The sequence below is a fragment of the Enterobacter wuhouensis genome (assembly GCF_035835995.1).
GTDB lineage: Bacteria > Pseudomonadota > Gammaproteobacteria > Enterobacterales > Enterobacteriaceae > Enterobacter > Enterobacter wuhouensis.
On record NZ_CP142124.1, the window covers coordinates 3,705,134 to 3,723,718 of the forward strand.

The window sequence follows — 18,585 nt, forward strand, 5'->3', positions numbered from 1 at the left end:
ACCTAAGGAACGAAGCGCCTATGAAACCTCGTCAGCGGCAGGCGGCCATTCTGGAGCATCTGCAAAAGCAGGGAAAATGCTCGGTAGAGGATCTGGCCCACTACTTTGACACCACCGGCACGACAATACGCAAGGACCTGGTATTGCTCGAAAACTCCGGTGCCGTCATTCGAACCTACGGCGGCGTGGTGCTGAATAAAGACGAAGCGGACCCGCCTATCGATCACAAAACGCTGATCAATACCCACCAGAAAGCGCTGATTGCCGAAGCTGCCGTCAAATTTATCCACGACGGCGACTCCATCATCCTCGACGCGGGCAGCACCGTTCTGCAGATGATCCCCCTGCTCAGCCGCTTTAACAACATCACGGTGATGACCAACAGCCTGCACATCGTCAACGCCCTGTCGGAGTTTGACAGCGAGCAGACCATCCTGATGCCCGGCGGCACTTTTCGCAAAAAATCGGCGTCGTTTCACGGCCAGCTGGCGGAGAACGCCTTTGACCACTTCAGCTTTGATAAACTGTTTATGGGCACCGACGGCATCGACCTGAACGCGGGCGTCACCACCTTTAACGAGGTGTTCAGCGTCAGCAAGGCCATGTGCAACGCCGCGCGGGAAGTGATTTTGATGGCAGACTCGTCGAAGTTTGGCCGCAAAAGCCCCAACATTGTCTGTAGCCTTGAAAGCGTCGATAAGCTGATTACCGACGCGGGTATCGACCCGGCGTTCAAAAAAGCGCTGGAAGAGAAAGGAATCGACGTGATCGTAACCGGAGAGAGAGATGAGTGATTTTCTGTTAGAAACGGGCCGCCAGACGCTGATGCTGGAGCTGCAGGAAGCCAGCCGCCTGCCGGAACGTCTGGGCGAGGATTTTGTCCGCGCCGCCAACACCATTATCCACTGCGAAGGCAAGGTGATCGTAGCGGGCATCGGTAAATCCGGCCATATCGGCAAAAAGATTGCCGCGACGCTCGCCAGCACCGGCACCCCGGCGTTCTTCGTGCATCCCGCTGAGGCGCTGCACGGCGATCTCGGGATGATCGAAAGCCGCGACGTGATGCTGTTTATCTCCTACTCCGGTTCGGCCAAAGAGCTGGATCTTATTATTCCGCGCCTGCAGGAAAAATCGGTCGCCCTGCTGGCGATGACCGGCAAATCCCGCTCGCCGCTGGCGCTGGCCGCCAAAGCGACGCTGGATATTTCCGTCGAGCGCGAAGCCTGCCCGATGCACCTCGCTCCGACCTCCAGCACCGTTAACACCCTGATGATGGGCGACGCGCTGGCAATGGCGGTGATGCAGGCGCGCGGCTTTAACGAAGAAGATTTCGCCCGTTCGCATCCGGCGGGCGCGCTCGGCGCACGCCTGCTCAACAAGGTTCACCACCTGATGCGTACCGACGACGCCATTCCGCAGGTCAAACTCGACACCAGCGTGATGGATGCGATGCTTGAACTCAGCCGCACCGGGCTGGGGCTGGTGGCGGTGTGCGACGAAAGCGGCTGCGTAAGGGGCGTGTTCACCGACGGCGACCTGCGCCGCTGGCTGGTGGGAGGCGGCACGCTGGAATCGCAGGTGTCGGACGCAATGACCCTCGGCGGGCTGACGCTGAACGCCGAAAGCCGCGCCATTGAGGCCAAAGAGGTGCTGATGAAGCGCAAAATCACCGCCGCCCCGGTAGTGGACGATGCCGGCAGGCTGTGCGGCGCCATCAACCTGCAGGACTTCTACCAGGCCGGGATAATTTAACCCTTCAGCCCAAGACGCTTCGCCAGCCGGTGCAGGTTGGCGACGTCCATCTCCAGCGCCCGCGCGCACGCCGCCCAGCTGCGGTTGTTCTGTTCCAGCGCGCGGGTGATCATCTGACGCTGAAACGCCTCCGTGGCTTCACGCAGGTTTTCATTGGCAATTTCCGGTGTAGCCTGGGCAACGGCCTGTACGCCGTCATCATGAAGGGCAAAATGCCGCGCGTGGATCACCACTTCGTCACCCGAGCGCGTCGCCCGCGCCAGCACCACCGCGCGGTGAATAGCGTGCTCCAGCTCGCGCACGTTGCCCGGCCAGCCGTAGCTCAGGAGATGGGTTCTTGCCCCCGGGCTGAGCACCACGCGGGACAGCCCCATTTTGAGCCGACACTGCTCGCAAAAAAAGCCGGCCAGCAGCACGACATCGTCACCGCGCTCGCGCAGCGGCGGGACGGAGAGCGGGAATACGCTCAGGCGGTGGAACAGGTCCGCACGGAAATTCCCCGCCAGCACCTCTTCCCGCAGATCGCGGTTGGTCGCCGCCAGCACGCGCACGTCCACCCGCAGGCTGCGGTCATCCCCCACGCGCTGGATGTCGCCGTACTGCAGCACGCGCAGCAGCTTGGCCTGTAGCGACAGCGACAGCTCGCCGATTTCATCCAGAAACAGCGTGCCGTTATCGGCCATTTCGAACTTGCCGCTGCGGTTGCTGATGGCCCCGGTAAATGCCCCCTTAACGTGCCCAAACAGCTCGCTTTCCGCCACGCTTTCCGGCAGGGCCGCACAGTTGAGGTACACCAGCGGGTTGACCGCGCGCGGCGAGGCTTCGTGGATCGATTTCGCCACCAGTTCCTTACCGGTGCCGGTTTCACCGAAAATCAGCACGTTCAAATCGGAGGCCGCCACGATGTCGATCTCTTTTTTGAGCTGCTCCATCCCCGGCGAAAGGCCGATCATCTCGGTGTGCGTCACCTGCTCAAACGCCGCCGGGCTGCCGGGTAGGATGTTCTGGCTTTCCAGCTGTTCAATCAGCAGGGCATTGTTCAGCGCCCCGGCGGCCAGGGCGGCAATCAGGCGCAGCTCTTCGTCGCTAAAGGTATCAAACTGGTCCGGCGACATGCCGTCGAGCGTGAGCGCGCCAATCAGGTTTTGTCCGGCAAACAGCGGCAGCCCGATGCAGGCGTGCACCTTCAGGCTCTCCTGTCCCGGGATCAGGCCGTCGTACGGATCGGGCAGGTCGCTGTCCGCCGGGAAGCGCACCACGTCCCCCGCGCGAGCGATGGTTTCCAGGCGCGGATGGCCTTCAAGCGTAAAGCGCCGCCCCAGCACGTCCTGCGCCAGCCCGTCGATAGCCAGCGGAATAAACTGCCGCCCCTCGTAGCGCAGCAGCGCGGACGCATCGCACTCAAGCACGTGGCGCAGCGTGGAAATCAGGCGCTGAAAGCGGTCCTGATGGCCGATACCGGTTTGCAGTTCAATGGCGATCTTCGCCAGCACGTCTACGGAAAAGCTCATGTCTGCCTCATTGTCATTTTGACAACACATACTGTCATATTGACCGTATTTAGTATAGTCATAATGACTACCCATTAAGAGATGAAAAACAATAAATTCATTAAATTCAATCAATTAAAAAGTTGGCACGCAACTTGATATAGCTAAACCATCTTATTTGAACACACCGTATTAAGCTGAGGTTGCTATGTCTATTCTGGTTAAAAATAACATTCATTGGGTCGGTCAACGTGACTGGGAAGTGCGTGATTTCCACGGGACGGAATACAAAACGCTGCGCGGCAGCAGCTACAATAGCTATCTTATCCGCGAAGGTAAAAACGTGCTGATCGATACCGTCGATCACAAGTTCAGCCGCGAATTCGTGCAGAACCTACGCAGCGAAATCGACCTCGACGCTATCGACTACATCATCATCAACCACGCGGAAGAGGACCACGCCGGCGCGCTGACCGAGCTGATGTCCTACATTCCGAACACCCCGATCTACTGCACCACTAACGCCATCGACTCCATCAACGGTCACCACCACCACCCGGAGTGGAACTTCCACACCGTGAAAACCGGCGACGCGCTGGATATCGGCAATGGCAAACAGCTGATCTTCGTTGAAACCCCGATGCTGCACTGGCCGGACAGCATGATGACCTACATGACCGGCGACGCGGTGCTGTTCAGCAACGACGCCTTCGGCCAGCACTACTGCGACGAGCGCCTGTTCAACGACGAAGTGGACCAGACCGAGCTGTTCGAGCAGTGCCAGCGCTACTACGCCAACATCCTGACGCCGTTCAGCCGCCTGGTAACGCCAAAAATCACCGAAATCCTCGGCTTCAACCTGCCGGTGGATATGATCGCCACCTCCCACGGCGTGGTGTGGCGTGAGAACCCAACCCAGATTGTTGAGCTGTACCTGAAGTGGGCGGCGGACTATCAGGAAGATCGCATCACCATTTTCTACGACACCATGTCCAACAATACCCGCATGATGGCGGACGCGATTGCCCAGGGCATCAACGAAGTGGACCCCAACGTGGCGGTGAAAATCTTCAACGTGGCGCGCAGCGATAAGAATGAGGTGTTGACCAACGTCTTCCGCTCGAAGGGCGTGCTGGTGGGTACCTCCACCATGAACAACGTGATGATGCCGAAAATTGCCGGCCTGGTGGAAGAGATGACCGGCCTGCGCTTTCGCAACAAGCGCGCCAGCGCGTTTGGCTCCCACGGCTGGAGCGGCGGCGCGGTAGATCGTCTGTCTACCCGCCTGCAGGATGCCGGATTCGAAATGTCCCTGAGCCTGAAGGCGAAATGGCGCCCGGATATCGACGCGCTGGAAATCTGCCGCCAGCACGGCCGCGATATTGCACGTCAGTGGGCGCTCGCTCCGCTGCCTGAAACAGCAGCAAAACCTTCCGCCTCTCAGGAAGCCACCGCGTGTGCAGCCTCCACCGCAGACCTCGGCCCGCGCATGCAGTGCAGCGTCTGCCAGTGGATTTACGATCCTGAACTGGGCGAACCGCTGCAGGATGTCGCTCCGGGCACGCCGTGGAGCGAGGTTCCGGACAACTTCCTCTGTCCGGAATGTTCCCTCGGTAAAGACGTCTTTGACGAACTGGGTACGGAGGCAAAATGAGCAACGGTATCGTCATCATCGGCTCGGGCTTTGCCGCCCGCCAGCTGGTGAAAAACATCCGCAAGCAGGACGCCAGCGTGCCGCTGACGGTCATTGCCGCCGACAGCATGGATGAGTACAACAAGCCTGATTTAAGCCACGTCATTAGCCAGAATCAGCGCGCCGACGACCTCACCCGCCAGACGGCGGGGGAGTTCGCCGAACAGTTTAACCTGCGCCTGTTCCCTTATACCTGGGTCACCGATATCGACGCCGCCGCCCACGTAGTGAAGGCGAAAGAGAAAACCTGGCAATACGACAGGCTGGTGCTCGCCACGGGGGCCTCTGCGTTTGTGCCGCCGGTCGAAGGCCGCGAGCTGATGATTACCCTCAACAGCCAGCAGGAGTATCAGGCCAGCGAAACGAGGCTTCGCGACGCGCAGCGCGTGATGATCGTCGGCGGCGGGCTGATCGGCACCGAGCTGGCGATGGATTTCTGCCGTGCGGGCAAGTCCGTTACCCTCGTCGACCACGCGGCGAGCATCCTGTCGGCGCTGATGCCAGCAGAAGTAAGCAGTCGCTTACAGCATCGTCTGACCGACATGGGCGTACATCTGCTGCTGAAATCACAGCTGCAGAGCCTGACCAAAACCGAGAGCGGCATTCGCGCTACGCTCGACCGCAGCCGCAGCGTAGAGGTGGATGTGGTAGTTGCCGCAACGGGCCTGCGCCCGGAAACCGCTCTGGCGCATCGCGCCGGGGCTGAAACAAACCGCGGGGTGAAGGTGGACAGCTATCTGCAAACCACGCAGCCGGATATTTACGCCCTGGGCGACTGCGCTGAAATTAACGGGCAGGTGCTGCCGTTCCTGCAGCCGATTCAATTAAGCGCCATGTATCTGGCAAAAAACCTGCTCGGCGGCAGCGCGCCGCTGAAATTACCCGCCATGCTGGTGAAGGTCAAAACGCCGGAATTACCGCTGCACCTTGCGGGTGAAACGCAGCGTCAGGATCTGAACTGGAACATCGCCATTGAGCCGCAGGGCATGGTGGCGCGCGGTTCGGATAATGACGGCCAGGTGCGGGCCTTTGTGGTCAGTGAAGACCGCATGAAGGAGGCCTTTGCGCTGCTGAAATCGCTACCTGCTTAACCCTCTTTTTGCCGGGTGGCGCTTCGCTTACCCGGCCTACAGTACTGCCACGCTTACTTAACCTTTGGATTTTATTATCCGCCGCCCCGATGTCCCGGGGCTTTTTTTTGCCCGATGTAAATGCGGAACAGCTTAAAAACATCACCCTGTTTTATCCCCCTTCCCCGGCTTACCCTGAACAGGAATTAATCAGCCGGAGACATCCCATGGCAACGTTCAGCAAAGAGCTACTTTACTTTTCAACCTATTTTAAACAGGCGAAAAAGGGAGAACATATTCTGTTTCGCTGGCTCTGGCTCAGCCCGGAGGCGCGCATTGAGCGTCTGCGTGAGCTGATGATGCCGGTCAGTGAGCATGAGCGGTAATTGCCGGGTGGCGCTACGCTTGCCCGGCCTACAAAGCCCGTAGGCCCGCGCAGGCGTAGCGCCGCCGGGCTAAAAACCGGAACACTTTATGTAAACCAGCACTTTTTCTTCCGCAAAAAAATCCTACACTCTCAGCATCCCTTTGTTATCGGTATGCCGCTATGCGCCAGCTACAGAAAATCCGTCAGTATCAACGGCTTTATCAGCACTACGGCGCTGCGCCAGCCTCCACGACCATCGCAGAAGTCGCGGAGGTTGCGCTGTGCAGCGAACGTCATGCGCGCACCCTGCTGCGCCAGCTCGCGCAAAGCGGCTGGCTAAGCTGGGATGCGCAGCCGGGGCGCGGGCATCGTGCCACCCTGCACTGCCTGACAACCACCAGCGAACTGAGCGCGCCGCTGATGCACGCCTGTCTGGAGAAAGGGGATTACCAGAGCGCGCTCCAGCTGGCCGACGGCGATCCGGCCAGCCTGCACCACATCATCACCCCGTTTTTAGGGGGAAAATGGCTAAAGCATCAGCCAACCCTGCGTATTCCGTGGTACCGCCCGCTGACCTCGCTTCACCCCGCCCTTCAGCGTCGTCGCGCCGAGCAGCATATTATCTGCGCGGTACACGCGGGGCTGACGCGCTATGCGTCAGGCCACCCACGGCCCGTGCCCGATTTAGCCCACCACTGGGAAGCCAGCGAGGATAAACTCGCCTGGCGGTTTTACCTGCGCAGCGGCGCGCACTGGCATAACGGGCAGTCCATCAGCGATGAAGATATTCTCAGCGCGCTGCATCAGCTGTTCACGGACCCCGCGCGCAATTCGGGGCTGGCGCACGTTCAAACGGTGTCGCTTGTCGCCCCCTGGTGTCTGGAGTTCCAGCTGAACACGCCCGACGCTATGCTGGCGCACCGTCTCGCCCACCACGCCTGTCGCCTGCCGCATCCGCAGCAGCCGGATATCGGTGCCGGGCCGTTTGCTATCGCTCGCCACCACTCCCACTATCTGCGCCTTGAGCGCCAGCCCTGGTACTTTGCCGCGCACCCGCTGCTGCACGCCATTGAGTTCTGGCGAACCCGCAGCGAGGCGGAAAGACCCGCGTGGATCACCGTGGGGAAAGGAGACAATGCCCGGGCGTCCGTCACCTCTACCAGCGGTGGGTTTGCCTGGCTGATGCTGAACGCCATGCTGCCAGAGCCGCTGGCGGCCTGGCTGCGCCAGGAAATTCAGCATATCAATCAACAGTACCTTTGCCGGGAGGATGTCGACACCCGCACGGAAATTCTGCCCGGCATTGCGACGCCTGCCCTTCCGGATGTATCCGAGGTGGCGCTTCCCGCCACCCTTTCGCTTGTCTGTTACGACACGCCGGGACTGAGCGATCTGGCCAGCATGCTGCAAGCGCGCCTGAAAAAGCGCGGCTGCGACGTTAGCATTCAGTGGAAGGACCGCGAGGAATGGCATGCGCCCGACGCGCTGGCGCAGGGCGATATCCTACTGGGGGACTATCTGGCAGGCGAAGTGCCGGAGTTTGCGCTGGCAGAGTGGTTTACAGAAGAACCCGCCTGGGCCACCGCGCTGGGGCAGGCCGCCTGGCGCAAAGCGAAGCAGGCGCTGATGGCGTATTGCGAAAGCGAAGAAAGCCTGCGAAAACACCTGCCCGCCTTCTTTCAGCACCTGCTGGAAAGCGGCGCCTGCACGCCGCTGTTCCACTACCGCTATCGTCTTAACACCCTGGAAAACGTGCAGGACATTGTGCTGACCGCCAGCGGCTGGCTCGATTTTACCCGCGCCTGGCTGCCGCCGGTTCAGGAGCGCACGATCAGCGCGTCGTAGCCGCGCCAGCGGTAGTTGACCATCGAGATCAGCCAGCAGGCAACGAACAGCCCGACCACCACAAACCCGGCGTTGCCCAGGTTGTCGTTCACCGCGCCAATCAGATCCCAGACGCCGCCGCTGAGGGCAAATTTGTCCATCAGCAGGCCCAGCGCTTCCAGCCCGCCGATAAACAGCGCCACCACCACGGAGGTGCCGGTGATGGTCATGTTGTAGTAGAGCTTGCGCTGCGGCTTGTTGAACGCCCAGCCGTAGGCCCCGACCATCAGCAGGTTATCGAGCGTATCGACCAGCGCCATGCCGCTGGCGAAGAGCGCCGGGAAGATCATGATGGCCCACACCGACATTCCGCTGGAGGCGCTGGCGGCAGAGATCCCCAGCACGCCAATCTCGGTGGCCGTGTCAAAGCCGAGGCCAAACAGGAAGCCGACCAGATACATCTGCCAGCTTTTATTCACCAGGCGGAAGGTTTTGCCGAACAGCCAGTTCATGACGCCGCCCTGCGCAGGGAGCGCGATGTCGCCCTGCACCGGCCTGCCGTTTTTCAGCGCCTGAAAGCTGCGCCAGACGCCGCGCAGGATCACCATGTTCACCAGCGCCATCGCCAGCAGGAAGGTTGCGGAAACGGCGGTGCCGATCAGGCTGCCGGTTTCGTGGAACCATGCCATGTTTTTCTGAAACGCCGTCGCGGTGGCGGCGATGGCAATGGAGGCCAGCACCACGATGGTGGAATGCCCCAGCGAGAACCACGCCCCCACGCCGGACGGACGCTTGCCCTGCTGCATCATCTTACGCGTCACGGTATCAATGGCGGCAATGTGGTCCGCATCTACCGCATGGCGCAGCCCGTAGCACCACGCCAGCAGGCTGGCGGCCATCAGCGCCGTGCTGCCGCTAAAGGTTTGCCATGCCCATCCCCAGGCGAGCAAATTAGCCATTACCAGTCCCAGCAGCAGAAGCGCCGCGCGAGGTTCATTGCGTAAGAGTCGTAACATTGTAAGTCCTTTGTGAACATGACCGGGCGGCGGCGATCGCCGCCTGCCCGAAGGAGATAGCCCCGTCGCCTGCGGGCAGGTGATGAGGAAAAAGAAGAGTGAAGTCAGAGAGATAATGACGCAGGCGCGCGCGCAGCAGACGGTTATGCAACACGCCGCCGCTGAGGCAGATTGTCGACAGCGACAGGCGTCGGGCATGGAGCGCGGCGAGTTCCGCCAGCCCTTTAGCCAGCGCGTCGTGAAACGCCCACGCGCGCTCGCACGGCTCAGCCTGCCAGGTCAGCCACTGCTGCCAGAAACGCGCGAGGTTCTCGACTGACAGCGTCACCGGATGATCGACGCCCGCGCACCGCGATGCCAGCGCTTCCAGCCTGCAGGCGGCTTCACCTTCGTAGCTCTGCGTATCGATGCCCAGCGCGCAGGCGACCGCGTCAAACAGGCGACCGCACGACGAGGCCAGCGGCGCGTTAATGCCGCGCTGGATGGCCGTCGCCAGCAGCGGCCAGCGTTGTGCCTGAAGCGCGCGCGTTTCCGGGTACTGCGTCCAGTCAGGAACAAACGCCAGGCAGTGGGCGAGCAAATTACGCCACGGCTGCCGCGCCGCCAGATCGCCGCCCGGCAGCGCAACGGCGGGCAGCCCGCCGAGATGTTCGCACTCAAGATAGTTGACCCGCAGGCACTCCCCGCCCCACAGCGCGCCGTTTTCGCCCATGCCGATGCCGTCCAGCGTCAGGGCGATAACGTCTCCGCCCTCTCGCGGCCAGCCGTTTTCGGCCAGGCACGCCGCCGCGTGCGCGTGATGGTGCAACACGGGTTCGACCGGTAGCCCCTGCCCCTGCGCCCATTGTTGCGTGTGATAGCCCGGATGGGCGTCGCACACCACGCGCTCCGGCTGAAAGGCGTAGATGTCCTGCATCGTCGAGAGCGCGCCGCGCCACTGCGCTTCGACACCGTCGTCACTCAGGTCGCCAAAATGCTGGCTCAGCACCGCCTGATTGCCGCGCACCAGGCAGAAGGTGTTTTTCATCTCCGCGCCGGTACACAGCATGGCGGGGATGTTCTCGAAACCCGCAGGCAACGTGATGGCATCGGGCACAAACCCGCGCGCGCGGCGCAGCATCATGCCGTCCCGATCCATCACCGAATCGTCCATCCTCTGAAGAATATCGCGATTGTGCAGCAGGAAGCCGTCCGCAATGTTGCCCAGTTCATCCAGCGCCTGTTGATTACTGATGGCAGGCGGCCTGCCGCTGAGGTTGCCGGAGGTCATCACCAGCGGATGCCGGCAGTCCATCATCAGAAGGTGCTGCAGCGGATTAGCGGGCAGCATGATCCCCACGTTATCCAGACCCGGTGCGATAGCCTCAGGGTAGTCAGGCAGCCAGGCTTTTGGCGTGAGCACGATGGGTGCAGCGGGTGAGCCGAGCAGCGTCTGAATCGACTCAGGCAGCTTATCCGCCTGCGGGATCATCACCGCCAGCGGCTTCGACGGGCGCTGCTTGCGTGCCCGCAGTTTCCGTATCGCCTGCGGATTTTGCGCATCACAGACGAGGTGAAAACCGCCCAGCCCTTTAACCGCGACTATGCCACCGCTCATGAGCATTGCCACCGCTTCACGCAGTGCCGTTTCGCGGATGGCAACAACGTCGCCCGAACGCCATTCCAGCGCGGGCCCGCAGTCCGGGCAGGCCACCGGCTGGGCGTGAAAACGTCGATCGGCAGGATTGCGGTATTCCGTCTCGCACGGCACGCAGAGCGGGAAAGCGGCCATCGACGTGGCCGGACGGTCGTAGGGCATGGCGCGAATGATGGTAAAGCGCGGCCCGCAGTGGGTGCAGTTGATAAACGGGTAGCGATAACGGCGCTCGCCAGGGTCGCGCATTTCAGCCAGACATGCGGGACAGGTGGCGGCATCGGGGACAATTTGGGTGTCCATCGCCCCGCCCGCGCTGTGGCGGATAACGAACGCGTCCGGCAGGGTCGTCCAGGTGAACGGCTGCGTTTCAACGTCATCAATGCGCGCCAGCGGCGGGCAGTCCTGGCGCAGCCTCGCGGTAAAGGCCCCCCCATTACCCGCGAGGCGCACCAGCACGCCCTCTCCGTCGTTGCAGACGTCACCCGCTAGCTGAAGCTGATGCGCAAGCTGCCAGACGAAGGGCCGAAACCCCACGCCCTGCACCTTGCCGCGCACCCGCAGCTGAACGCCGTTACCGCTCATCGCAGGTTAAAACAGCAGTGACGAGGAGGTGTCGAACGCCGCACGTCGGCGTTTTTCGGCGCTCATCTGTTCGAGCTTGTCGCGATCCACGCACACCAGCGCGTGCGTCGGGCAGACCTCCATGCAGGCCGGGCCGGCTTCGCGGTGGTAGCAGAGATCGCACTTGTTGGCTTCTGCTTTTTCCGCGCGCACGCTCAGCCCCATTCCGCTGTTGCGCACCACCGGGCGAACCACCACCTCCATCGCCCCGTACGGGCAGGCAACAACGCAGGTTTTACACCCGATGCAGCGCTCCTGCATCACGTGCACAAAGCCTTTCTCGCGCTTAATCGCCCCGTTCGGACAGACGTTGGCGCAGGGTGCGTCTTCGCACTGGCGGCAAATCGCGGCGGTTGAGATGTTCACGCCCTTAATAACGTGAATGCGCGGCAGGAAGGCTTCCGGGGTCAGGGAGGCGCAATCCTGCTCCGACTGGTGGGATACTACGCATGCAACTTCACAGGTACGGCAGCCAATACACTTACTGGCATCGGCCATCATAAAACGGTTCATCTGCTTCTCCAGCATAACAGTCATGCGCGGAGCTATTCATAAACCGTGCCAGTTTTTAAACTATTGAAATAACTGGATTTACAGAAAAGACAGAGGTGCCGTCATCGTCACTTCTGACGATGACGGCTGTCGACGTCAGCGGTGCGGGCCATCAATTACCGATTCGCGCAGGATCAGCTCGCCGGAAAACGTTTGCTGATATTTGAATTCGCCGCCGTCGAGCATGAAAATCAGGCGGCTAATGGTCTCCTGGATCATCTCCGTCACCGGAACGCGCACGCTGGAGAGCGACGGCACGATGTAGGGCGCAATCGCCACGTCGTCAAAGCCGATCACCGACACCGCATCCGGTGTGGCGATCCCGCTCTGGTGAAGCTGCTTTATGGCTCCGATCGCCATATCGTCGTTGCTCGCCACCAGCGCCGTAAAGCGTTCACCGCGAGCGAGCAGCTCAGACACCGCCGCCGCGCCGCTGGCCGGGTTCCACTTACCCTGCGCAACCAGCCCCTCGCGCAGCGGAATACCGTGCTGCGCCAGCGCGTCCCTGTAGCCGGAAAGGCGCTCAACCCCGGTCGGAGAATCCAGCGAGCCGGTGATAAACGCAATGTCACGGTGCCCCTTCGCAATCAGCTGCGACACCGCCTCCTGGCTGGAGGCTTTATGATCGGACCAGACGCAGTGGCTACTGTTTTTCCGCAGGCGGCGGTTGAGCACCATGATCGGCTGCTCGCACTTCTCGACGATCTCGTCCATCTCCTCCACGCTCAAAAAGCGCGGGTAGATGATCGCCGCGTCGCAGCGCATGTCGAGCAGATACTGGATGGCCTCGCGCTCTTCCTCGGCGCTGTGCTTGCCGTCCGCGAGGATCAGCTGCCGCCCCTTCTCTTCGGTCATGCGCGCGGCGTTGAACAGCAGTTCGCTAAAGTAGACGCCGTGATACAGCGTGTTGGTCACCACCAGCCCCAGCGTCTGGGTGCGTTTAGTCGCCAGGTTTCGCGCCAGCAGATTGGGGCGATAGCCGCTCTCTTCGATGGCCTGAAATACCCGGTCTTTGGTCTCCTGGCTGACGTAGCCATTTCCCGACAGCACCCTGGAGACCGTCGCTTTCGAAACGCCTGCCCGCTTCGCCACTTCCAGCATCGTGGTCATGTTGTTATTCCGTTTGAACCTGATGGGCGCAGTGTACTGCACTGCAGAAAAATTGTCGCAGCGGCGATCTCACGCTTTTAACACCCTCGAGTGATCGTCATCACGAAACGAAAAAATGGCTAAAAAGCGATCTTGTTTCATTCACAGAAACTCATGATGATTATGTGGAACCGGTTTCCTACACTTCTCACAACGATAACAGGATCACATCCGATGGCCAAAAATTACGCCGCGCTGGCGAACGACGTTGTCAGCGCGCTGGGCGGCAGAGAGAACATCGTCGCCGTCACCCACTGCATGACGCGCCTGCGCTTCGTGCTGAAAGACGAAAGCCTCACCGACGCCGCGCGCCTGAAAAGCATCAGCGGCGTGCTCGGCGTGGTGCGCAACGACAACCAGTGCCAGGTCATCATTGGCAACACCGTTTCTCAGGCCTACCGCGAAGTGGTGAGCCTGCTGCCAACCAGCCTGCAGCCTGCCGTACCGGAAGGCCCGCAGAAATTGACCCTGCGCCGCATCGGCGCCGGGATCCTCGACGCGCTGATCGGCACCATGTCCCCGCTGATCCCGGCGATCATCGGCGGCTCGATGGTCAAGCTGCTGGCGATGATCCTCGAGATGACCGGCGTGCTGGGCAAGGGCGATCCCACGCTGACCATCCTGACGGTCATCGGCGACGGCGCGTTCTTCTTCCTGCCGCTGATGGTGGCGGCCTCGGCGGCGGTGAAGTTCAAAACCAATATGTCGCTGGCGATTGCCATTGCGGGCGTGCTGGTGCACCCAAGCTTTATCGAGCTGATGGCGAAGGCCGCGCAGGGCGAGCACGTTGAGTTTGCCTTCATCCCAGTGACGGCGGTGAAATACACCTACACCGTCATCCCGGCGCTGGTGATGACCTGGTGCCTGTCGTATATCGAACGCTGGGTGGATCGCATTACCCCGGCGGTAACCAAAAACTTCCTCAAGCCGATGCTGATCGTGCTGATTGCCGCCCCGCTCGCCATCGTGCTGATTGGCCCGCTGGGGATCTGGATCGGCAGCGCCATCTCCGCGCTGGTTTACACCATTCACGGCTATCTGGGCTGGCTCTCCGTCGCCATCATGGGCGCGCTGTGGCCGCTGCTGGTAATGACCGGGATGCACCGCGTGTTTACGCCGACTATCATTCAGACCATCGCCGAAACGGGCAAAGAGGGGATGGTGATGCCGTCGGAAATCGGCGCCAACCTGTCGCTCGGCGGCTCGTCGCTGGCGGTGGCGTGGAAAACCAAAAACCCTGAGCTGCGCCAGACGGCGCTGGCGGCGGCGGCCTCCGCCATTATGGCGGGGATCTCTGAACCTGCCCTGTACGGCGTGGCGGTACGCCTGAAGCGTCCGCTGATTGCCAGCCTGATCAGCGGCTTTATCTGCGGCGCGGTGGCGGGCATGGCCGGTCTCGCCAGCCACTCGATGGCGGCGCCGGGGCTGTTCACCAGCGTGCAGTTCTTCGACCCGGCCAACCCGATGACCATCGTCTGGGTGTTTGGCGTGATGGGGCTGGCGGTGGTGCTGTCGTTTGTTCTGACCCTGATACTCGGCTTTGAGGATATCCCGGTCGAAGACGAGGCCGAAAAAGCGCGCGCCCTGCAGACCGCACCGGTACAGAGCAAAGCAGCACAAGCATAAATTGAAAGCGAGGTAAGAATGTCTGTTTTTCCACAAGGATTTTTATGGGGCGGCGCGCTTGCCGCTAACCAGAGTGAAGGTGCTTACCGTGAAGGCGGAAAGGGGCTGACGACGGTCGATATGATCCCCCACGGCGCGAATCGCCTGGCGGTGAAGGTCGGTAAGGAAAAGCGTTTCTCGCTGCGTGACGACGAGTTCTACCCAAGCCACGAGGCGATTGATTTTTACCATCGCTATAAAGAGGACATCGCCCTGATGGCGGAGATGGGCTTTACGGTGTTCCGCACCTCGATTGCCTGGAGCCGTCTCTACCCGAACGGCGACGAGCCGCTGCCGAATAAAGAGGGCATCGCCTTCTACCGCGCGGTGTTCGAGGAGTGCAAAAAGTACAACATTGAGCCGCTGGTCACCCTGTGCCACTTCGACGTGCCGATGCACCTGGTGACGGAGTACGGCTCGTGGCGCAACCGTAAGATGGTCGATTTCTTCGCCCGCTACGCCCGCACCTGCTTTGAAGAATTTAACGGGCTGGTGAAATACTGGCTGACCTTCAACGAAATCAACATCATGCTGCACAGCCCGTTCTCCGGCGCGGGGCTGGTGTTTGAGGAAGGCGAAAACGAAGACCAGGTGAAATACCAGGCCGCACACCACGAGCTGGTGGCGAGCGCGCTGGCGACCAAAATCGCCCACGAGGTGAACCCGGAAAACCAGGTCGGCTGCATGCTGGCGGGCGGGAACTTCTACCCGTACTCCTGCAAGCCGGAAGACGTGTGGATGGCGCTTGAGAAAGACCGCGAGAACCTATTCTTTATCGACGTGCAGGCGCGCGGCAGCTATCCGGCCTACTCCGCCCGCGTGTTCCGCGAGAAAGGCGTGGTGATTGTGAAAGATCCCGGCGACGACGAACTGTTAAAAAACACCGTCGACTTTGTCTCGTTTAGCTATTACGCCTCGCGCTGCGCCTCGGCGGACATGAACGCGGGCAACACCAGCGCGGCGAACATCGTGAAGTCTCTGCGCAACCCGCACATTCAGGTGAGCGAGTGGGGCTGGGGCATCGACCCGCTCGGCCTGCGCATCACCATGAACATGATGTACGACCGCTACCAGAAGCCGCTGTTCCTGGTGGAAAACGGCCTGGGCGCGAAGGACGAGATTGACGCCAACGGCGAGATCAACGACGACTACCGCATCAGCTACCTGCGCGAGCACATCCGCGCCATGGGCGACGCGATTGAGGACGGCGTACCGCTGATGGGCTACACCACCTGGGGCTGCATCGACCTGGTGTCGGCCTCAACGGGCGAGATGAGCAAGCGCTACGGGTTTGTGTACGTCGACCGGGACGACGCCGGGAACGGCACGCTGGACCGCAAGCGCAAGAAATCGTTCGGGTGGTATAAGAAGGTGATTGCGAGTAATGGGGGGGATCTGGAGTAGCCAATCCTTACCCCTCACCCTAACCCTCTCCCCATAGGGGAGAGGGGACAAAACACACCCTCTCCCCTATGGGGAGAGGGCCGGGGTGAGGGGTTCAAACCCACCATTTCCACCCCACTCCGCAAGCCTTGAATAGACCACTTCCACCGCCTCTTTCACCGGCGGCGTCATCGGGTAATAAAACCCAACGATGTCCGGCTGGATCCCCAAAAACAGCACCTCGCCCACGTCGTCTTTAATCTGATCGACCAGGTAGTTCAGCGGCATATTGTGCGTCGTCATCATAAACATCTCGGCGATGTCGTCCGGGTCAATCAGGCGGATCTCGCCGGGGTTGAGCCCCATATCGGTGGCATCAACGATTAACAGCCTCTCCGGGCGCAGTTCGCGAATGGCGACCACGTCGTTTTCCGGCGCGCTGCCGCCGTCAATCACCACCCAGCTGCCCTGCGGGTTCGCGGCGCACATCTCTGCCAGCAGCGGGCCCGCGCCGTCGTCGCCCATCATGCTGTTGCCAACACACAGTAAAACGTCAGTCACGTAATCTCCTCACCATCAGGTAGATGGCGCTCTCCTGATGAATATCGTGCAGCATGCTAAGCAGCGTTTTGCTCCACGCCTGCTGCCCGGGGGTTTGCCTGCTCAGCGCCGCGTCAAAGGCGTTGGCGAGCATCGCAATGTGGTTGGCGTCGATGACGATCTCGCCGTACTTCGGCACGCCCTCCATCTTGCGCCGCGCCGTGCTGCCCTCCTCCAGCGTGGCGATCCACGCCAGGTAATCGGCCCACGGGCAGCTCAGCGCCGCCTCCAGGCAGTCGATCACCCCGAGGTGATGCCCAATCGCCAGGCTGTAATAGACCACCTGCTGCACCGCATCCGGCGTGGCATCGTTCTCATCAATAAACTTACGGCTCAGCTGGCTGAACACCACCGTTTCACTCATCGGATACGCGCCTCATCCACGATGCTGTTCAGGTTCGCCACGATCTCATTGAGACGCGGATCGTTTTCCGCCTCCAGCCAGCGCGCCACCTGATGGTCACCCTGGCTGAGCAGACGCAGATAATCGTCGGCAATCTGACGCCCGTAGCGATAGCCCGCCAGCCTGCGCGCCGTGCGGTCGACCTTCACGCGCAGCGGCTGCACCATGTCCGGGTGCAGAATGGCGGCCGGCTGGTTGTCCAGCTCGCCCGGTTCGCGGGCGTGGATTTTCTGCTCCAGCAGGCCGAGCGCCATCGCAAAGCCGTACAGCGTCGCGGCGGGTGTCGGCGGGCAGCCTGGAATGTAGACGTCCACCGGCACGATTTTGTCGGTGCCGCCCCAGACGCAGTAAAGGTCGTGGAAGATGCCGCCGCTGTTGCCGCAGGCCCCGTACGAGATGCATATTTTCGGGTCCGGCGCGGACTGCCAGGCGCGCAGCGCGGGGGATCGCATGGCGCGGGTGACGGCCCCGGTAAACAGCAGAATGTCCGCATGGCGCGGAGACGGCACCACCTTGATGCCGAAGCGCTCGGCGTCAAACAGCGGTGACAGCGTGGCGAAGATCTCGATCTCGCAGCCGTTGCAGCCGCCGCAGTCCACGCGGTAGACGTAGGCCGAGCGTTTGATTTTTTTCAGCAGCGACGCCTTCATGCTGGCGATGGATTCGTCCACCGTCATCGGCACCGGAATGCCGTTAGCGTCGCGCGGGCCCAGTAGGTTTTCCATCAGCTGGCCTCTCTCATATGGCGGGTGATATCAATGCGGTCGGACGGCAGCAGGCACTTCTGACGCTTGCACTCCGGGCAGGTTTCAAAGCTTTCGCGGTGATGCTCCGCGCGGGCGTCGCCGTTGTGCTGCAGCAGCGCGATGGCGTAGTCGATCTCTTTCTGCACGGCGAACGGGCGCTCGCAGACGCGGCAGCTGCACAGGTCAAAGCGCGACTGCTGGAGAAAGTCTTCCTTCTTCCACACCGCCAGCTCGTATTCCTGCGACAGGCGAATGGCCACCGTCGGGCAGACCTCCTCGCAGCGGCCGCAGAAGATGCAGCGCCCGAGGTTAAACTGCCAGGCCAGCTCGCCGCTTTTGAGATCCGTTTCGACCGTTAAGGCATTCGACGGACAGGCGTTGACGCAGGCCGCGCAGCCGATGCACTGCTGCGGGTTGTGCTCCGGCTTGCCGCGAAAGTTTTTATCCACCGGCATCGGCTCCAGCGGATAGCTGCTGGTCTGCACGCCGGTTTTGATTACTTTTTTGATAAAGGTAAACATTTTTACTCCTGCTTTCGTGCGGTTTTCTCACCCTCACCCTAGCCCTCTCCCTAAAAGGGAGAGGGAACCGTTCGCCCCCTCGCCCCTTTGGGGAGAG

At 61.2% G+C, this 18,585-nt stretch carries 17 protein-coding genes; 8 read left to right on the top strand and 9 right to left on the bottom strand.

Annotation, left to right across the window (positions count from 1 at the left end; translation table 11 throughout):
• Positions 1 to 20 precede the first annotated feature (20 nt).
• On the top strand, positions 21 to 794 hold the full coding sequence (gene srlR / locus VPX56_RS17605; RefSeq protein WP_032640855.1) for a glucitol operon DNA-binding transcriptional repressor SrlR: 774 nt from the start codon (positions 21 to 23) through the stop codon (positions 792 to 794).
• Positions 787 to 1,752 (top strand): arabinose-5-phosphate isomerase GutQ, encoded by a 966-nt coding sequence (gutQ, locus tag VPX56_RS17610; protein ID WP_263610281.1) that lies wholly within the window; start codon positions 787 to 789, stop codon positions 1,750 to 1,752. Before srlR ends, gutQ begins: the two co-directional genes overlap by 8 nt.
• On the opposite strand, the gene norR is transcribed toward gutQ, so the two are convergent.
• On the bottom strand, positions 1,749 to 3,263 hold the full coding sequence (norR, locus tag VPX56_RS17615; RefSeq protein ID WP_326467988.1) for a nitric oxide reductase transcriptional regulator NorR: 1,515 nt from the start codon (positions 3,261 to 3,263) through the stop codon (positions 1,749 to 1,751). The two genes, gutQ and norR, sit on opposite strands and share 4 nt — an antisense overlap.
• Before the next feature lie 187 nt (positions 3,264 to 3,450).
• On the opposite strand from norR, the gene norV reads away from it, so the two are divergent.
• The 4 genes from norV (at position 3,451) to VPX56_RS17635 (ending at position 8,217) form a co-directional block, all read left to right on the top strand.
• Positions 3,451 to 4,896, top strand: coding sequence for an anaerobic nitric oxide reductase flavorubredoxin (gene norV, locus VPX56_RS17620; RefSeq protein WP_131633757.1), 1,446 nt, complete (start codon positions 3,451 to 3,453; stop codon positions 4,894 to 4,896).
• Positions 4,893 to 6,026, top strand: coding sequence for an NADH:flavorubredoxin reductase NorW (gene norW, locus VPX56_RS17625; protein ID WP_326467991.1), 1,134 nt, complete (start codon positions 4,893 to 4,895; stop codon positions 6,024 to 6,026). The genes norV and norW overlap by 4 nt, the downstream gene beginning before the upstream one ends.
• A 206-nt stretch (positions 6,027 to 6,232) precedes the next feature.
• The gene (locus VPX56_RS17630) at positions 6,233 to 6,391 is read left to right on the top strand and encodes a hypothetical protein (RefSeq protein WP_165500698.1); all 159 of its coding nucleotides are present in this window, start codon (positions 6,233 to 6,235) and stop codon (positions 6,389 to 6,391) included.
• Between the two features lie 161 nt (positions 6,392 to 6,552).
• A complete protein-coding gene (locus tag VPX56_RS17635; protein ID WP_326467994.1) occupies positions 6,553 to 8,217 on the top strand; it encodes an SgrR family transcriptional regulator in 1,665 nt (554 codons plus the stop codon).
• Here VPX56_RS17635 and VPX56_RS17640 read toward each other — a convergent pair.
• The 4 genes from VPX56_RS17640 to VPX56_RS17655 all read right to left on the bottom strand — a co-directional run bounded on the left by VPX56_RS17640 (position 8,190) and on the right by VPX56_RS17655 (position 13,131).
• Positions 8,190 to 9,212 carry a HoxN/HupN/NixA family nickel/cobalt transporter gene (locus VPX56_RS17640; protein ID WP_326467996.1) on the bottom strand — a complete coding sequence of 341 codons (1,023 nt, stop codon included), beginning with the start codon at positions 9,210 to 9,212 and terminating at the stop codon, positions 8,190 to 8,192. The genes VPX56_RS17635 and VPX56_RS17640 overlap by 28 nt on opposite strands.
• The gene (gene hypF, locus VPX56_RS17645; RefSeq protein WP_326467998.1) at positions 9,190 to 11,430 is read right to left on the bottom strand and encodes a carbamoyltransferase HypF; all 2,241 of its coding nucleotides are present in this window, start codon (positions 11,428 to 11,430) and stop codon (positions 9,190 to 9,192) included. Before hypF ends, VPX56_RS17640 begins: the two co-directional genes overlap by 23 nt.
• 6 nt (positions 11,431 to 11,436) lie before the next feature.
• Complete coding sequence (gene hydN, locus VPX56_RS17650) at positions 11,437 to 11,982, bottom strand: electron transport protein HydN (RefSeq protein WP_131633752.1); 546 nt, start codon at positions 11,980 to 11,982, stop codon at positions 11,437 to 11,439.
• A gap of 135 nt (positions 11,983 to 12,117) precedes the next feature.
• The gene (locus VPX56_RS17655) at positions 12,118 to 13,131 is read right to left on the bottom strand and encodes a LacI family DNA-binding transcriptional regulator (protein WP_326468000.1); all 1,014 of its coding nucleotides are present in this window, start codon (positions 13,129 to 13,131) and stop codon (positions 12,118 to 12,120) included.
• Between the two features lie 213 nt (positions 13,132 to 13,344).
• Between VPX56_RS17655 and ascF the strand changes: the two genes are divergently transcribed.
• Complete coding sequence (gene ascF / locus VPX56_RS17660; RefSeq protein WP_131633750.1) at positions 13,345 to 14,796, top strand: PTS cellobiose/arbutin/salicin transporter subunit IIBC; 1,452 nt, start codon at positions 13,345 to 13,347, stop codon at positions 14,794 to 14,796.
• 18 nt (positions 14,797 to 14,814) lie between these two features.
• Entirely contained in the window at positions 14,815 to 16,239 is a 1,425-nt protein-coding gene (locus VPX56_RS17665) for a 6-phospho-beta-glucosidase (protein ID WP_326468002.1), read from the top strand.
• A 66-nt stretch (positions 16,240 to 16,305) separates the two neighbouring features.
• Here the strand turns inward: VPX56_RS17665 and hycI are convergent, their stop codons facing one another.
• From hycI to VPX56_RS17685, 4 genes are read right to left on the bottom strand one after another with little or no spacing between them, the layout of a single operon-like run.
• Positions 16,306 to 16,779 carry a hydrogenase maturation peptidase HycI gene (gene hycI, locus VPX56_RS17670; RefSeq protein WP_326468004.1) on the bottom strand — a complete coding sequence of 158 codons (474 nt, stop codon included), beginning with the start codon at positions 16,777 to 16,779 and terminating at the stop codon, positions 16,306 to 16,308.
• Entirely contained in the window at positions 16,772 to 17,182 is a 411-nt protein-coding gene (locus VPX56_RS17675) for a formate hydrogenlyase maturation HycH family protein (protein WP_326468006.1), read from the bottom strand. The genes hycI and VPX56_RS17675 overlap by 8 nt, the downstream gene beginning before the upstream one ends.
• Positions 17,179 to 17,946, bottom strand: coding sequence for an NADH-quinone oxidoreductase subunit B family protein (locus tag VPX56_RS17680; protein WP_021241938.1), 768 nt, complete (start codon positions 17,944 to 17,946; stop codon positions 17,179 to 17,181). Before VPX56_RS17680 ends, VPX56_RS17675 begins: the two co-directional genes overlap by 4 nt.
• Entirely contained in the window at positions 17,946 to 18,488 is a 543-nt protein-coding gene (locus VPX56_RS17685; protein WP_326468008.1) for a formate hydrogenlyase complex iron-sulfur subunit, read from the bottom strand. Before VPX56_RS17685 ends, VPX56_RS17680 begins: the two co-directional genes overlap by 1 nt.
• Positions 18,489 to 18,585 lie beyond the last annotated feature (97 nt).

Bases quoted from the DNA above. Each gene is read 5' to 3' on its own strand.
- srlR (WP_032640855.1), top strand. From the start codon at position 21: ATGAAACCTCGTCAGCGGCAGGCGGCCATTCTGGAGCATCTGCAAAAG.
- gutQ (WP_263610281.1), top strand. From the start codon at position 787: ATGAGTGATTTTCTGTTAGAAACGGGCCGCCAGACGCTGATGCTGGAG.
- norR (WP_326467988.1), bottom strand. From the start codon at position 3,263: ATGAGCTTTTCCGTAGACGTGCTGGCGAAGATCGCCATTGAACTGCAA.
- norV (WP_131633757.1), top strand. From the start codon at position 3,451: ATGTCTATTCTGGTTAAAAATAACATTCATTGGGTCGGTCAACGTGAC.
- norW (WP_326467991.1), top strand. From the start codon at position 4,893: ATGAGCAACGGTATCGTCATCATCGGCTCGGGCTTTGCCGCCCGCCAG.
- VPX56_RS17630 (WP_165500698.1), top strand. From the start codon at position 6,233: ATGGCAACGTTCAGCAAAGAGCTACTTTACTTTTCAACCTATTTTAAA.
- VPX56_RS17635 (WP_326467994.1), top strand. From the start codon at position 6,553: ATGCGCCAGCTACAGAAAATCCGTCAGTATCAACGGCTTTATCAGCAC.
- VPX56_RS17640 (WP_326467996.1), bottom strand. From the start codon at position 9,212: ATGTTACGACTCTTACGCAATGAACCTCGCGCGGCGCTTCTGCTGCTG.
- hypF (WP_326467998.1), bottom strand. From the start codon at position 11,430: ATGAGCGGTAACGGCGTTCAGCTGCGGGTGCGCGGCAAGGTGCAGGGC.
- hydN (WP_131633752.1), bottom strand. From the start codon at position 11,982: ATGAACCGTTTTATGATGGCCGATGCCAGTAAGTGTATTGGCTGCCGT.
- VPX56_RS17655 (WP_326468000.1), bottom strand. From the start codon at position 13,131: ATGACCACGATGCTGGAAGTGGCGAAGCGGGCAGGCGTTTCGAAAGCG.
- ascF (WP_131633750.1), top strand. From the start codon at position 13,345: ATGGCCAAAAATTACGCCGCGCTGGCGAACGACGTTGTCAGCGCGCTG.
- VPX56_RS17665 (WP_326468002.1), top strand. From the start codon at position 14,815: ATGTCTGTTTTTCCACAAGGATTTTTATGGGGCGGCGCGCTTGCCGCT.
- VPX56_RS17675 (WP_326468006.1), bottom strand. From the start codon at position 17,182: ATGAGTGAAACGGTGGTGTTCAGCCAGCTGAGCCGTAAGTTTATTGAT.
- VPX56_RS17680 (WP_021241938.1), bottom strand. From the start codon at position 17,946: ATGGAAAACCTACTGGGCCCGCGCGACGCTAACGGCATTCCGGTGCCG.
- VPX56_RS17685 (WP_326468008.1), bottom strand. From the start codon at position 18,488: ATGTTTACCTTTATCAAAAAAGTAATCAAAACCGGCGTGCAGACCAGC.